Genomic DNA, 15,101 nt, shown 5'->3' on the forward strand with positions numbered 1-15,101 from the left:
GCGCCGGTGTAGCCTTGCGCGCGGCGCGCCGTCAACGCCCGCGCCCGACGCCCGCGCCTTGTTCAGCGACCCGGCTGCTCGCCGGGGCGCGAATGGCGCAGCGAGCGCATCAGCAGCGCCACCGGCGCCAGCCCCACCAGCACGATCGCCAGCGCCGGCGGCGCCGCGCCGCCGATGTCCTCGAGCGAGGCGGCGTTGTAGACGGCGGTGGCCAGCGTCTCGAAATTGAACGGGCGCAGCAGCAGCGTGGCGGGCAGCTCCTTGGCGCTGTCGACGAAGATCAGCAGCGCCGCGGTCAGCACCGAGCCGCGGATCAGCGGCAGATGCACCCGCCTGAGCGCGCCCGCGCGCGTCTCGCCCAGCGCGCGGGCGGCGGCCTCCATCGAGGGGGTGACGCGTCCGAAGGCGCTGTCGATCGAGCCATAGGCGATGGCCGCGAAGCGCACCACATAGGCGAAGACCAGCGCCGCCGCCGAGCCGGTCAGCAGCAGCCCCGGATCATGCCCCGTCAGCGCCAGCGCCGCGTCGGCCAGGGCGTCGTCGATCGCCGCGAAGGGAAACAGGATGCCCACCGCCAGCACCGCGCCGGGCACCGCGTAGCCCAGCGCCGCCAGCCGCGCCACCATGCGCGGTGCGCCCGAGCGCGACACCCGCGCGCCATAGACCAGCGTCACCCCCGCCGCGCAGGAGACCGCCGCCGCCGCGCCCGCCAGCATCGCCGTGTTCGCCGCCGCGCGCCACAGATCCGGGTCGCGCCAGGCCTGGGTCTCGGTCAGGGCGTGGTCGGCCATGATGCCGGCCGGCAGCAGGAAGCCCAGCGTCACCGGCGTCAGGCAGGCCAGCGTCGCGATCCAGCGCCAGACGGGGCCCAGCTCTTCGCCCTCGATGGGGCGGTAGCGGCGCGACATGTTGTGATAGCGCCGCCCGCGCCGCGACGCGCTTTCCAGCCCCAGAAGCGCCAGCACGAAGATCAGCGTGACGCTCGAGATCTGCGCCGCGCCGCCGGCGTTGTGGCTTTCGAGCCAGACCGAGAAGACGCCCGTGGTCAGCGTCTGCACGGCGAAGTAGTCGACCGCGCCGAAATCGTTGAGCGTCTCCATCATGGCGATGGCGGCGCCGGCGGCGACGGCCGGGCGCGCCAGCGGCAGCGCCACGCGAAAGAAGCTGCCCCACGGCCCGCAGCCCAGCGAGCGCGAGACCTCGAGCGCGCAGACCGATTGCTCGCGGAAGGCGGCGCGGGCCATGAGATAGACGTAGGGGTAGAGCGTCAGCGTGAACACCGCGCAGGCCGAGCCCAGCGAGCGGATCTCGGGGAACCAGTAGTCGCGCGCCGAGCTCCAGCCGAAGGCGGCGCGCAGGGCGGTCTGCACGGGGCCGGCATATTCCAGGAAGTCGACCAGCGCGTAGGCGCCGATATAGGCCGGCATGGCCAGCGGCGCGAGCAGCGCCCATTCCAGAACGCCGCGCAGCGGAAAGCGCTTCATGACCACCAGCCAGGCGGCGCCGACCCCGATCATCGCCGTGCCCGCCCCGACCGCCGCCATGAGGATCAGCGAGTTGCCCACATAGCGCGGCAGAACGGTGGCCAGAAGGTGCGGCCAGATGTTCTCGGACGGGAACAGCGCCATCGCCGCCACCGAGATCAGCGGCATCGCCAGCGCCAGCCCGAGCGCCAGCGAGGCCACGGTCCACCCGTCGATGGCGGGCAGGGCGCGGCGGGGCTTTTCCAGATCAAAATTCTCGGTCATGTCCGGCCGATACCGCGCCCCGGCGCGGCTGTCCAGAGCCAAGACCGCCGCGCCGCGCGCCCCCGGCCGCGCGTTGACCTTGCCCGCGGGCGCGGCTAGGTTCCGCGCGCGCCGCGCCGGGCGGCGTCCAGCCGGGATGCGCAACTCATGACCCAAGCGGACAAGTCGGGCGCGCCGCGCTCGTTCCAGGAGATCATCCTCAGGCTCCAGAACTACTGGGCCTCGAAGGGCTGCGCGGTGCTCCAGCCCTACGACATGGAGGTGGGCGCGGGCACCTTCCACCCGGCCACCACGCTGCGCGCGCTGGGCGCGCGGCCCTGGGCGGCGGCCTATGTGCAGCCCTCGCGCCGGCCGACCGACGGGCGCTATGGCGACAACCCCAACCGGCTGCAGCACTATTACCAGTATCAGGTGCTCATCAAGCCCAGCCCGCCGGACCTGCAGGACCTGTATCTGGGCTCGCTCGAGGCGATCGGCATCGATCTGGCGCATCACGACGTGCGCTTCGTCGAGGACGACTGGGAAAGCCCGACCCTGGGCGCGTGGGGGCTGGGCTGGGAGGTCTGGTGCGACGGCATGGAGGTCAGCCAGTTCACCTACTTCCAGCAGGTGGGCGGGCATGACTGCCGCCCGGTCTCGGGCGAGCTGACCTACGGGCTCGAGCGGCTGGCGATGTATGTGCTGGGCGTCGATCACGTCATGGACATGCCCTTCAACGACCCCGACGCGCCCATCGCGCTCAGCTATGGCGACGTGTTCCGCCGGGCCGAGCGCGAATACTCGCGCTGGAACTTCGACGTGGCCGACACCGAGATGCTGCTGCGCCACTTCGAGGACGCCGAGCGCGAATGCGCCGCGATCCTGGACCAGCCCGCGCGCGATCCCAAGACCGGGCGCACCATCATCATGGCGCAGCCCGCCTATGACCAGTGCATCAAGGCCAGCCACCTGTTCAACCTGCTGGACGCGCGCGGCGTGATCTCGCCGACCGAGCGCCAGGCCTACATCGCGCGCGTGCGCGCGCTGGCCAAGCGCTGCGCCGACGCCTTCGTCGCCGCCGAAGAGGCCGAGGCGGCCGAGGAGGCCGGGCAGGGCGCCCCCGCGCCGGTCGGGGCCTGAGCGCATGCGCGGCAAGGTCGTCGCCATCGGGCTGATCGCCTTCGCGGCGGCGTTCGGCGCGGCCATGTGGTGGTCCAAGACCCGCGCCTTCTACGAACCGATGGCGCCCGCGGCCGAGGTGACGGCGGCGGGGCTGACGCTGGCGGTCGAGGATTTCGAGGGGATCGACGCGCCGACCAGCCCGCTCAAGATGCGCGCCTGCTTTCGTCTGACCCCCGCCGCGGCGGCGGCGCTGGACGCGCTGGCGCCCGCGCCCGATCCGCGGCCGCTGGTCGCGCCGGGCTGGTTCGAATGCTTCGACGCCGGCGCGCTGACGCGCGATCTCGAGGCGGGCGCCGCGCGCGCCGTGATCGCCGAGCGCGACGCGCCCGAGGGCTTCGACCGCATCATCGCCTACCGCCCCGACGGGCGCGCCTTCATGTGGCGCCAGCTCAACGAACGTTTCGCGGACGAGCGGCCGCGATGACCGATCCAAGTTCAGCCGCGCCGCGCGCGCGCCATGCCAGGACGAAGCCATGCCCGATCTGCTGATCGAACTCTTCTCCGAGGAAATCCCGGCCCGCATGCAGGCGCGCGCCGCGCAGGACCTGCGCCGCCTGATGACCGACGGGCTGGTCGAGCGCGGCGTGACCTACGCCCATGCCGCCGCCTTCGCCACGCCCCGGCGCCTGGCGCTGGCGCTGACCGGCCTGCCCGAGGCCACCCGCCCCGTGCGCGAAGAGCGCCGCGGCCCGCGCGCCGACGCGCCGCAAAAGGCGATCGAGGGCTTCTTGCGCGCCACCGGCCTGACGCGCGAGCAGCTGGAAGAGCGCGAGGACAAGAAGGGCCGCGTGCTGTTCGCCGTCATCGAGCGCCCCGGCCGCAACGTCGACGAGGTGGTGGCCGAGACGCTGGAGGAGGTGATCCGTTCCTTCCCCTGGCCCAAATCCATGCGCTGGGGCGCGGGCGCGCTGCGCTGGGTGCGGCCGCTGCATTCGATCCTGTGCATCCTGCATGACGATCAGGGCGCGCGCGTGGTCCCGCTCGAGATCGACGGCATCCGCGCCGGCGACGTCGCGCGCGGCCACCGCTTCATGGCGCCCGAACCCTTCGCCGTGCGCTCGTTCGAGGACTATGCCGCCCGGCTCGAGGCGGCGAAGGTGGTGCTCGACCCCGAAGAGCGCAAGCGCCGCATCATGGCCGACGCCGCCTCGCTGGCCTTCGCGCAGGGGCTGGAGCTGGTCGAGGATCCGGGCCTTCTCGAAGAGGTGGCGGGCCTGGTCGAATGGCCGGTGACGCTGATGGGCCCCATCGCGCCCGAATTCCTCGACCTGCCGCCCGAGGTGCTGCGCGCCTCGATGAAGGAGCATCAGAAGTTCTTCTCGGTGCGCAACCCCGTCACGGACCGCATCGAGCAGTTCGTGACCGTCGCCAATGTCGAGACGCCCGATCACGGCGCGCTGATCCTGGCGGGCAACCGCAAGGTGCTGTCGGCGCGGCTGTCCGACGCCAAGTTCTTCTGGGAGAACGACCTGCGCGCGGTGCGCGAGAAGGGGCTGGAGGGCATGGCGCGCAAGCTGGCGAACGTGACCTTCCACAGCCGGCTGGGCTCGCAGGCCGAGCGCATCGCGCGCATCGAGGCGCTGGCGCGCGAGATCGCGCCCCTGGTCGGCGCCAAGCCCGACATGGCGGCCGAGGCGGCGCGCATCGCCAAGGCCGACCTTGCGTCCGAGATGGTCTACGAGTTCCCCGAGCTTCAGGGCGCGATGGGCCGGCGCTATGCGCTCGAGGCCGGCCATGCCCCCGAGATCGCCGCCGCCTGCGCCGAGCATTACGCGCCGCTGGGCCCGTCCGACGCGGTCCCGACGGCGCCGGTCAGCGTCGCGGTGGCGCTGGCCGACAAGATCGACATGCTGGCCGGCTTCTGGGCCATCGACGAGAAGCCGACCGGCTCGAAGGACCCCTTCGCGCTGCGCCGCGCGGCGCTGGGCGTGATCCGCATCGTGCTGGAGAACGACCTGCGTCTGCGCCTGCGCCCGCTCTTCGCCAAGGCCGATCCGCGCTGCGACGCGGACGATCTGATGGCCTTCTTCGCCGAGCGCCTCAAGGCGCATCTGCGCGCCGAGGGCGTGCGGCACGACGTGATCGACGCCTGCTTCGCGCTGGGCGGGCAGGACGACGTGGCGCTGCTGGTGCGGCGGGTGCGCGCGCTTCAGGCCTTTCTCGAGCAGGACGACGGCGCGAACCTGCTGGCCGGCTACCGGCGCGCGGCGAACATCCTTGCGGCCGAAGAGAAGAAGGACGGCGTGGAATACTCGCTCGACCCGATGCCCGAGCTGGCCGAACCCGGCCCCGAGCGCGCGCTGTTCGAGGCGCTCGACCGGGCCGAGGCCGAGATCGCCGAGGCGCTCGGGGCCGAGGACTTCGCCCGCGCCATGCGCGCCATGGCGGCGCTGCGCGGCCCCATCGACGCCTTCTTCGAGGCCGTCGTGGTCAACGCCCCGAACGCGGCGGTGCGGCGCAACCGGCTGTGCCTGCTCAACCGCATCCGCGCGGTGACGCTCCAGGCGGCGGATCTGTCGCTGATCGAGGGCTGACGGCGCGGCCGCTCCGTTCCGACCAGCGGAACGTTCGACCGCATGCGGCGAAGGCGCCGCTTTCGCTCGGCCGCGGACCGGGCTATGCTTGCCGCACTGCACAATGGGACCGTTCCCCGCGCCGAGGCCCGGCGCGGGACGGCGTTCACAAGGGGGCGGCGCGTGCTGGCCGAGACCATGATCCGCGATCTTCATGCGCCGGGCGCGCCGTCGCCCGCCAGCTTCGGGCGCAAGGCGGCGACGCTGGCGCGGCTCCATGCCATGGGCGCGCCGACCATGCCGGGCTTTGCGATCTCGGCCGAGGCGGCGGCGCGCTTTGCCGACGAGCCGCCCGCGCGCGTGCTGGGGGGCGAGCTGGACGCGGCGCTGGCGCGGCTGGGCGACGAGGCGCTTCTGGCGGTGCGCGCCAGCCCGGTCGAGCGGGCCTGGGGCGGGCCGCATGCGGTGCTGGACATCGGCGCGGGGGCGGGGCGGCTCGACGCGCTGGCCGCGCGCCTGGGGTTGCGGGCGGCGCTGGACGCGCGCCGCCGCCTGATCCAGGGCTATGCGGTGGGCGCGATGGGCGCGGACGCCGACGCCTTCGAGGCGGCGCTGCACGACGCGCTCAAGGACGCCGGCGCCGCCGACGAGGCCGAGCTGGACGCCGCGGCGCTCGAGCGGCTGTGCGCGCGCTTTCTCGAGATCGTAGAGGACGAGACCGGCGCGCCCTTTCCCGAGGATCCGCGCGCGCAGCTCGAGGGCGCGCTGCAGGCCATGGCGCGCGCCTGGGCGTCGGTGTCGGCGCGGCTCTTGCGCGTCTCGCGCGGGGGGCCCGAGCGCGGCGGGCTGGCGCTGATCGTGCAGAGCATGGCCATGGGCCTTGGCGAGGGGCTGAGCGGCGCGGGCCGGGCGGGCTTTCGCGATCCCAACACGGGCGCGCCGCGCCTGACCGGGCGCATGCTGTGGCAGGCGCAGGGCGACGACGCGCTGTCGGGCGCGCGCGCGCCGGTGCTGGTCGGGCGCGAGGAGCGCATCGCCGCCGGCGCCGCCGCCCCCTCGCTCGAAGAGACGGCGCCGCAGATCGCCGACGCGCTGCGCGCGCTGGCCGAGCGCGTCGAGCACGAGCTGGGTGACGCGCATGACCTCGAGTTCACCATCGAGAACGGGGCGCTGCGCATCCTGTCGGCCGAGCCCATGCGCCGCGCGCCGCGCGCGGCGGTGCGCATCGCGGTGGACCTGGCGCAAGGCGGCGCGATCGGGCGCCGGGCGGCGCTGCTGCGCATCGAGCCGCGCATGTTGAACGAGCTGCTGCACCCCACGCTGGCCCCCGACGCGCCGCGCGACGTGATCGCCCGCGGCCTGCCCGCCAGCCCGGGCGCGGCGTCGGGGCCGCTGGCCTTCTCGGCCGAGGCCGCCGAGGCCTTCGCCGCCCGCGGCGCCCGCGCCATCCTGGTGCGGGTCGAGACCAGCCCCGAGGACATCCGCGGCATGCACGCGGCGGCGGGGGTGCTGACGCTGCGGGGGGGCATGACCTCGCACGCGGCGGTGGTGGCGCGCGGGCTGGGCGTGCCGGCGGTGGTGGGCGCCTCGGAGCTGAGCATCGACCGCGCCCGGCGCGTTCTGCGCGCGCCCGACGGGCGCGTCTTCGCCGAGGGCGACATGCTGACCGTGGACGGCGGCGCGGGGCAGGCGATGGCGGGGGCGGCGGCCACGGTGCAGCCCGAGTTCTCGGGCCCGCTGGCGCAGCTGATGGCATGGGCGGACGAAGAGCGGCGCATGAAGGTGCGCGCCAACGCCGACACCGCGCAGGACGCGCGCGTGGCGCTGGGCTTCGCGGCCGACGGCATCGGCCTGTGCCGGACCGAGCACATGTTCTTCGAGCGCGGGCGCATCAACGTCATGCGCCGCATGATCCTGGCCCAGTCCGACGAGGACCACCGCGCCGCGCTCGAGCGGCTGCTGCCCATGCAGCGCGCCGACTTCGCCGAGCTCTATCGCGTGATGCGCGGCCGGCCCATGACGATCCGCCTGCTGGACCCGCCCTTGCACGAATTCCTGCCCCATGGCGAGGAGGAGATCGCCGATCTGGCGCGCGAGATGGGCGTTTCGGCCGAGGAGCTGGCCCGCCGCATCGCCGACATGCAGGAGTTCAACCCCATGCTGGGCAAGCGCGGCTGCCGGCTGGGCGTCACGCTGCCCGACATCTACCGCATGCAGGCGCGCGCGATCTTCGAGGCCCTGGCCGAAACCTGGGATGGGGATCAGATCGTCGACCCCGAGATCATGATCCCCCTGGTCTCGGCGCGGCGCGAGGCGCAGCTGATCCGCGGGCATATCGACGAGGTCGCGGCCGAGGTCGCGCGCGAGACCGGCCGCGCGCCGCGCTATCGCGTCGGCGTGATGGTCGAGACGCCCCGCGCCGCGTTGCGGGCGGGCGATCTGGCGCGCGACGTCGATTTCCTCAGCTTCGGCACCAACGACCTGACGCAGATGACCTATGGCCTGAGCCGCGACGATGCGGGGCGCTTCATGCGCGACTACGTCAATGCCGGCGTCTTCCCCGAGGACCCCTTCCACACGCTGGATCTCGAGGGGGTGGGCGAGCTGATGCTGATCGCCGTCGAGCGCGCCCGCGCCGCGGACGGGTCGGTCTCGATCGGTCTGTGCGGCGAGCATGGCGGCGATCCGGCCTCGGTGCGGTTTTGCGAGCTGGCCGGCTTCGACTACGTCTCGTGCTCGCCCTTCCGCGTGCCGGTGGCGCGGCTGGCGGCGGCGCAGGCGGCGATCCTGGCGCGCGACGACGAGGCCGCCGAGGGCGCGGCCGGCGCGCGCGAAGACGAGGCGGCGCAATGAGCGCGCCGCAAGCGGAGGCCGGGGGCGCGGCCGCGCTGGCGGCGCTGCGCGCGGGCGGCAAGGCGGCGCTGGCGCGGGCGCTGGCGCGCATCGAGGCGCGCCCCGACGCGCCGGACGTCACCGCGCTGCTCGACGCGGCGCATGCGGCGCCGGCGGGGCATGTGATCGGGCTGACGGGGCCGCCGGGGGTGGGCAAGTCGACGCTGGTCAACGCGCTCATCGGGCTGTGGCGCGCGCGCGGGCTCAGCGTGGGCGTGATCGCGGTCGACCCGTCCTCGCGCCGCTCGGGAGGGGCGCTGCTGGGCGATCGCACGCGCATCGACTCCGACCCCGAGGATGCGGGCGTGTTCGTGCGCTCGATGGCGGCGCGCGACAGGCTGGGCGGGCTGGCCGAGCTCAGCTACCCGGCCATGACGCTGATGCGCGCGGTCTTCGACCGCGTGCTGGTCGAGACGGTCGGCGTGGGCCAGTCGGAAACCGAGGTCGCCGATCTGGCCGACACGGTGGTGCTGTGCGTGCAGCCCGGCTCGGGCGATGCGCTGCAGTTCATGAAGTCGGGCGTGATGGAGATTCCCCATTTCGTGCTGGTGACCAAGGCCGATCTGGGGGCGCCGGCGCGCCGGGCGCTGGCCGATCTGAAGGGCGCGCTGTCGCTGGCGCCGCCGCGCCCCGACGGCTGGACGCCGGTCGCGCTGTCATGTTCGGCCCTCGAGGGCGGCGGGCTGGACGAGGCGGTGGACCGCATCGAGGCGCGCGCGGCCTGGCTGGCCGCCGACGGGGGCGCGGCGCTGGCCCGGCTGCGCGCGGCGCATGCCATGGCCTGGGCGCGCTCGGCCTTGCGGGCTCGATTCGGAACCGAGGGTCTGGCCGCCGCCGAGCGGCTGGGCCTGGCGCGGGCGCAGGATGTAGGCCCCTTCGCGGCCGCCGCGTCCATATCGGGCGCCCTGCGCGCCGCGCTTGACAGCGCGGGCGGCGGGCGCAAGGTTGACGAGCCTTGACGCGCCCCGCACGGGGCGCGCGCCTCGCGCCCGCGCAAGGGCGGCGTTTCAGCGAGGCCGAACGGATTCGAGGAGCTTCGGGGGATCTGCTGGGCAACGAGCCGGGCGCGATGCGCAAGCCGCGCCGAGGCTCCGAGGCGAGGAAGAGAACGATGATCGCACATGCCGTCGCGGCCGCGGCCGCGTTGCTCGTCGCGTCTTCGGCGCTGGCCGATGCGGGACTTTATGCGCGCGCGGCGCTGGCTTCGGAACGCGCCGCGCTTCAGGCCGCGTTCGAGCGGCAGGGCGAGGTGGATGTTCACGCCGTGGCCGGCCGCGCCACGCCGCGGCTGAGCATCGTGGACCTGACCCCGCTTGCGCGCGAGGACGACGAAGCGGCCGACGCGCTGCGCCGCGGGCTCGAGCGCGCCGACAGGACGGTGTCGGGCGCGATGAGCGTGGGCGCGCGCGCGCGCGCCGAGTTCGAGGCCGTCAAGCCCGAGGGCGACGAGCAGTGGCGCTGCCTGACCGAGGCGCTTTATTTCGAGGCGCGCGGCGAGGGGCTGACCGGCCAGATCGCCGTGGCCGAGGTGATTCTGAACCGCGTCGACAGCCCGCGCTTTCCGAACACGGTGTGCGAGGTGGTCAATCAGGGCGCCGACCGTCTGCACGCCTGCCAGTTCTCGTACAATTGCGACGGCCGCCCCGAGGCGATCACGAATCGCCGCGCCTTCGAGCGCGCGGGCCGGGTCGCGCGGCGGATGCTGGACGGCCGACCGCGCGCGCTGACCGGGCGGGCCACGCATTATCACGCGAGCTCCGTGTCGCCGCGCTGGGCCTCGAAGCTGGAGCGCACGGCCGTGATCGGCGAGCACGTCTTCTACCGCGAACCCGACCAGGTGGCGACGCGCTGAGCGGCGCCGGCGCGCGGGGCTCAGCCCTCGGCGCAGACGCTTTCGCGGATCTCGAGGGCGCGGGTCAGGGTGATCTGCGTGCGCGCCGGCGCGGCGGGGTCGGCCTCGGGATGATCCGAGCGGCAATGCCCGCCGCGGCTCTCGCGGCGCATCAGCGCGGCGGCGGCGATCAGCGTCGCGGCGCTCGTCATGTTGAGAAAGGCGCGCGAGGCGCATGGCGTGCCGCGCTCGAGCCGCGAGATCTCGCGCAGCGCGCGCCTCAGCCCCTCTTCGTCGCGCTCGACGCCCACATCCCGCGTCATGGTCCGGCGCAGGGCGCGGACGGCGTCTTCGGCGGCGCGCAGCGGGTCTCCTTCCTGCGCGGGGCGCAGCGGCGGCGGGGGCGGCGCCGGCTCGGGGTCGGCCCTCGCGGCAAGGTTGGCCGCGTCCTGGGCGATGCGCGCGGCGAAGACCAGCGCCTCGAGCAGCGAGTTCGAGGCCAGCCGGTTGGCGCCGTGCAGCCCCGTGCAGGCGACTTCGCCGCACGCCCACAGACCCGGCAGGCTTGTGCGCCCGCGCGCGTCGGTCAGCACGCCGCCCATGTGGTAGTGCTGGGCGGGGCGCACGGGGATCGGCTCGCGCGCGGGGTCGATGCCCGCTTCGCGGCAATAGGCGGTGACGGCGGGGAACTCTTCGGCGATGCGCGGGCCAAGGCTGGCGCGCGTGTCCAGGAACGCCTTGCCGCCGCGGGCGATGTGCCGGTGCAGCGCGCGCGCCACCACGTCGCGCGGGGCCAGCTCCATGTCCGGGTGCACGCCCTGCATGATGCGCGCGCCGGTCTCGTCGATCAGCAGCGCGCCCTCGCCGCGCAGCGCCTCGGAGGCGAGCGGCGTCGGGTCGCGGTCGACGGCGATGCCGGTGGGGTGGAACTGGACGTATTCGGGATCGCCGATCAGCGCGCCGGCGCGCGCGGCCATGCCCAGCCCCTGGCCGCGCACCTTCGAGGGATTGGTGGTCACGGCGTAAAGCCCGCCCACGCCGCCCGCGGCAAGGATCACCGCCGGCGCCTGGAGCAGGATCGGCTCGGCGTGCAGATCGCCGGCGCGGCGGGCGAAGACGCCGCTCACGCGGCCGTCGCTCAGAGCCAGATCGTCCACGCTGACGCCTTCGAGCACCCGGATCGAGGGCGTGCGGCGCACGGCCGCGATGAGCGCGTCCATCACCGCCCGCCCGGCCTGATCGCCCTTCACGCGCACCACGCGGTTGAACGAATGCGCCGCCTCGCGCGATTGCAGAAGCCGCCCCGATGCGTCGCGGTCGAAGGGGGCGCCGATGCGCAACAGGTCCTCGATGCGCGCGGCCGCTTCCTCGGCGACCGATCGGGCCACGGCTTCGTCCACGGCGCCGGCGCCGGCGACGACGGTGTCGCGGGCATGAAGGGCGGGGCTGTCCTCGGGGGCGAGGGCGGCGGCGATGCCCCCCTGCGCCCAGGCCGAGGAGGCGCCGTCGCCCAGGGGCAGCGGCGAAAGCACCACGCAGGGCGCGGGCGCCATCTTGAGCGCGGCGAAAAGGCCGGCAAGCCCCGCGCCCACGATCAGCGCGCCCTCGGCGCGCCGGACGGTGTCGTTCTGATCCATGGACGGCCTTTCGGCGTGGGGCGGGGCGGCGCTCAGGCGGTCAGGGCGATCATGCGCTCGACGGCGCGGCGCGCGGGTTCGATCAGGTGCTCGGGCACGGCGACCTCTTCGGTCCCCGAATGCAGCGACCACAGGATGTTCTCGAGCGTGATGCGCTTCATGTGCGGGCAGATGTTGCACGGGCGCACGAACTCGACCTCGGGCAGCTCGGCGGCGACGTTGTCCGACATCGAGCATTCGGTGACCATCACCACCTTGGCGGGCTTGTGGCGGCGCACCCAGGCGATCATTCCCGAGGTCGAGCCGGTGAAGTCGGCCTCGGCCACCACCTCGGGGCGGCACTCGGGATGGGCGATGACGGCGACGCCGGGGTTGTCCTCGCGGAAGGCGCGGATCTCTTCGGCGGTGAAGCGCTCGTGCACGATGCAGGCGCCGTCCCACCAGACCACGCGCTTGCGGCTCAGCCGCGCGACGTTCTGCGCCAGGTAGCCGTCGGGGGTCATGATGACGGTGTCGCCGGGCTGGGCGTCGACCACCTGCACGGCGTTGGCCGAGGTGCAGCAGATGTCCGAGGCGGCCTTCACCTCGGCGGTGGTGTTGACGTAGCTGACCACCTTGGCGCCCGGATGCTGGCGGCGCAGCGCCTCGACGTCGGCGGCGGTGATCGACGAGGCCAGCGAGCAGCCCGCCCGCGCGTCGGGGATCAGCACCGTCTTCTCGGGGTTCAGGATCTTCGAGGTCTCGGCCATGAAGTGCACGCCGCACTGCACGATGGTCTGCTGATCGACCTTGGTCGCCTCGATGGCCAGCTGAAGCGAGTCGCCCGACACGTCGGCCACGCCGTGAAAGATCTCGGGCGTCATGTAGTTGTGCGCCAGGATGACGGCGTCCTTCTCCTTCTTCAGCCGGTTGATGGCGCGCACATAGGGCGCGTGCAGCATCCAGTCGGGCTCGGGAATGATGTGACGCACGCGCTCGTAGATGTCGGCGGTGTCCTTCATGGCCGCCGCCGAGGGCTCCAGGTCGTAGGCGGCCTCCAGCTCGGCGCGGGCGGCCTTGATGGGCATGTCGGCGTTGATGAACATGGCGCGTCGTCCTCCGCGGATATGCTCGTTTTGAGCATATCGAATGTCCGAAAAAAGCACGCGCTCGGCGTGCGTTCGCATGGAACATGGTCCCGCCGGCCGCCGGTGTCAAGCGCGGGCGTCGCGCGGGCCTGGGCGGGGTCGTGGGCCGGCAGGCGGCCCCGGCGTCGGAGGCGGCGGGGCGCGTCGGGGTGCGCGCGGCGGGTCGGGCGGGGGCGTCGGGAGGGGGTGTCGGGCGGGGGGCGCCTTGCGTCGGTTCCGCGCTTGCAATCGCGCGCCGCAGGGGCGATCACCGGGGCAAGAGACGCGGCCCCGCTCCGGGCCGCGCGAGGAGTGCGCGCCGATGATCGACGAAACCGCCCTGGCCTTCGAATGGCCCCGCCGCGACACCGACACGGCCGAGCTGCCGCTCGACCGCATCAGCGTGCGCGACCTGGTGCGCGCCGTCGAGATCGGCGCCTTCGCCTCCGAGCGCGGCGTCGCGCAGCGGCTGCGCTTCAGCGTCGTGCTCGAGGTGCGGCCCACCGAGGCCGGCGCGACCGACGACGTGGACCGGGTGATCTCGTATGACACGCTGGTCGAGGCCATCGACGACACGCTGGCCGAGGGGCGTCTGAACCTGCTCGAGACCTGCGCCGAGCGCATCGCCGCGCGCTGCCTGCGCGATCCGCGCGCGGCGCGCGTGCTGGTGCGGGTCGAGAAGCTGGACCGCATTCCCGGCGCGCTGGGCGTCGAGATCGTGCGCACCCGCCGCGCCGCGCAGGCGCGCCTGGCGCAGATCGCGGCGACGGCGGCGGGGGCGTCGCCGATGGTGGCGGCGCTGACCGATCCGGCGCTGCTGGACGATGACGACGCCGCGCGCCGCGCCGCGCGCGAGGCCTTGGCCGCCCGCCGTCGGCCGGTGGCGGCGGTGGTGGCGCCGGGGCGCTTCGGCCAGGCCGCGGCCGAGGCGGCGCGGAGGATGGGCCTCGAGGGCGCGGCGGCCGAGCGGCTGCTGCTGAGCGCGCTTGACCAGGCGGCCTGGGCCTTCGCGGGGCAGGATGCGCGCTTCGTCGTCACCGACACCCGCACCGAGCTGGTCCATGCCCTGCGAAGCGGACGCCCTGCGGTGTGGGCGCCGGCGCGCATTCTTTGCGACCTCAGGGACGAGCACCGCCCCGATCCGCGCGACGCGCCGGCGCTGGCGCGCTTCCTTGCGGCGCATCTGGGCGCGGGCGCCTGCGCGGTCATCGGCGCCGACGGCGGCTGAGAGGGCGCGCGGCGCGACCCTTAACGCCGATTTAACCAAGTTCGGGTATCAGGAAGCGGCGCCGCGAGGAACCCGTCCGCCGGGTTCTCGCCGCGCGTTCATCCAAAAGGAGCGCTTCCCATGGCAAACCCGTTCAGCGGGCGCGCGGTGCCGCTTGCCGGCCCGGCGACCGACATCGTTCCCGTGACTCCCGACGACGCCGTCGATCTGCCCGACGCGGCCATCGCGCTGTTCGTCACCGTCGGCGGCGACGTCGTCATCGACACGGTCCGCGGCGGCGGCCCGCGCACCGTGACCGTGGCCGATCAGACGCTGCTGCCCGTGGGCGTCACGCGCGTGCGCGCCACGGGCACCACGGCGGCGGGCATCCATGCGCTGGTGATCGACTGATGCTCTCGCTCGGGCTTTCGGTCGGGGCCCTCGCGGCGCGCGCGCGCCGCGGCGGCCCTCCGTCCTTTCCCGACAACACCGTCGCGCTGTGGCTGATCTTCGGCCAGTCGAACGCCGAGGGCTACGCGCCCTGGCGGCAGGACCCGGCCAAGGCGGACCCGGCGCAGGCGGTCGCGTTCCTGACTGAGACCGAGCGCGCCGTGCATCCCTGGTGGCGGCTGAGCTCGCGCGGGGCGGGGGCGACCGCCGGGCGCTTCGAGGCGCAGGGGCTGGCGACGGACGCCTCGCCGCGGACCTCGGGCAAGGTGTGGACCACGGGCGCCAACGGCATCCCCGAGGGCACGGCCTCGTTCGGGCCCGAGATCGGGCTCGTGCGGCATGTGCTGGGCGGCGGCGCGCCGGCCTCGTGGCGCAACGACGCGGCGCCCAATCTCTACATCCTCAAGCAGACCGAGGGCGGGCGCTCGGTCGATCACTTCCGATGGGGCGGGCCGGGGCAGGACCTGATCCTGACCGCGCTGCGCCAGAGCTCGGGCGAGACGCTGACCTCGCTCGCGGCGGCGAAGACGGTGCTGATCCAGGGGCTGATCTTCGT

The 15,101-nt window shown here is 74.0% G+C and carries 12 protein-coding genes; 9 read left to right on the forward strand and 3 right to left on the reverse strand.

What is annotated here, in order from left to right; translation table 11 throughout:
- Window positions 1–62 precede the first annotated feature (62 nt).
- Window positions 63–1,748 (reverse strand): ABC transporter permease, encoded by a 1,686-nt coding sequence (locus tag BMW67_RS14670; protein WP_072748474.1) that lies wholly within the window; start codon window positions 1,746–1,748, stop codon window positions 63–65.
- Window positions 1,749–1,895: 147 nt separating this feature from the next.
- On the opposite strand from BMW67_RS14670, the gene BMW67_RS14675 reads away from it, so the two are divergent.
- From BMW67_RS14675 to BMW67_RS16095, 6 genes are all read left to right on the forward strand, one after another.
- A complete protein-coding gene (locus tag BMW67_RS14675) occupies window positions 1,896–2,867 on the forward strand; it encodes a glycine--tRNA ligase subunit alpha (RefSeq protein WP_072748462.1) in 972 nt (323 codons plus the stop codon).
- 4 nt (window positions 2,868–2,871) lie between these two features.
- Window positions 2,872–3,333 (forward strand): DUF6446 family protein, encoded by a 462-nt coding sequence (locus BMW67_RS14680; protein WP_072748461.1) that lies wholly within the window; start codon window positions 2,872–2,874, stop codon window positions 3,331–3,333.
- A gap of 49 nt (window positions 3,334–3,382) precedes the next feature.
- A complete protein-coding gene (glyS, locus tag BMW67_RS14685; protein WP_072748460.1) occupies window positions 3,383–5,443 on the forward strand; it encodes a glycine--tRNA ligase subunit beta in 2,061 nt (686 codons plus the stop codon).
- Between the two features lie 162 nt (window positions 5,444–5,605).
- Window positions 5,606–8,275 (forward strand): pyruvate, phosphate dikinase, encoded by a 2,670-nt coding sequence (gene ppdK / locus BMW67_RS14690; RefSeq protein WP_342707615.1) that lies wholly within the window; start codon window positions 5,606–5,608, stop codon window positions 8,273–8,275.
- Window positions 8,272–9,273, forward strand: coding sequence for an ArgK/MeaB family GTPase (locus BMW67_RS14695; protein ID WP_072748459.1), 1,002 nt, complete (start codon window positions 8,272–8,274; stop codon window positions 9,271–9,273). The genes ppdK and BMW67_RS14695 overlap by 4 nt, the downstream gene beginning before the upstream one ends.
- Window positions 9,274–9,425: 152 nt before the next feature.
- Window positions 9,426–10,166: a cell wall hydrolase gene (locus BMW67_RS16095; protein WP_245728549.1), complete on the forward strand. Its 741-nt coding sequence runs from the start codon at window positions 9,426–9,428 to the stop codon at window positions 10,164–10,166.
- A gap of 20 nt (window positions 10,167–10,186) precedes the next feature.
- Here the strand turns inward: BMW67_RS16095 and BMW67_RS14705 are convergent, their stop codons facing one another.
- Window positions 10,187–11,782, reverse strand: coding sequence for an L-aspartate oxidase (locus BMW67_RS14705; RefSeq protein ID WP_072748458.1), 1,596 nt, complete (start codon window positions 11,780–11,782; stop codon window positions 10,187–10,189).
- 32 nt (window positions 11,783–11,814) lie between these two features.
- Window positions 11,815–12,867, reverse strand: coding sequence for a quinolinate synthase NadA (nadA, locus tag BMW67_RS14710; RefSeq protein ID WP_072748457.1), 1,053 nt, complete (start codon window positions 12,865–12,867; stop codon window positions 11,815–11,817).
- A gap of 343 nt (window positions 12,868–13,210) precedes the next feature.
- Here nadA and BMW67_RS14715 point away from each other — a divergent pair, with 343 nt between their 5' ends.
- From BMW67_RS14715 to BMW67_RS14725, 3 genes are all read left to right on the forward strand, one after another.
- Entirely contained in the window at window positions 13,211–14,116 is a 906-nt protein-coding gene (locus BMW67_RS14715) for a dihydroneopterin aldolase (RefSeq protein WP_072748456.1), read from the forward strand.
- Between the two features lie 120 nt (window positions 14,117–14,236).
- Complete coding sequence (locus BMW67_RS14720; RefSeq protein ID WP_072748455.1) at window positions 14,237–14,506, forward strand: spike base protein, RCAP_Rcc01079 family; 270 nt, start codon at window positions 14,237–14,239, stop codon at window positions 14,504–14,506.
- The coding region (locus tag BMW67_RS14725; protein ID WP_143053722.1) for a hypothetical protein at window positions 14,506–15,101 on the forward strand (596 nt) is incomplete at its 3' end. The genes BMW67_RS14720 and BMW67_RS14725, both read left to right, overlap by 1 nt.

The organism is Oceanicella actignis (assembly GCF_900111545.1).
In the GTDB taxonomy this organism is placed as follows: domain Bacteria; phylum Pseudomonadota; class Alphaproteobacteria; order Rhodobacterales; family Rhodobacteraceae; genus Oceanicella; species Oceanicella actignis.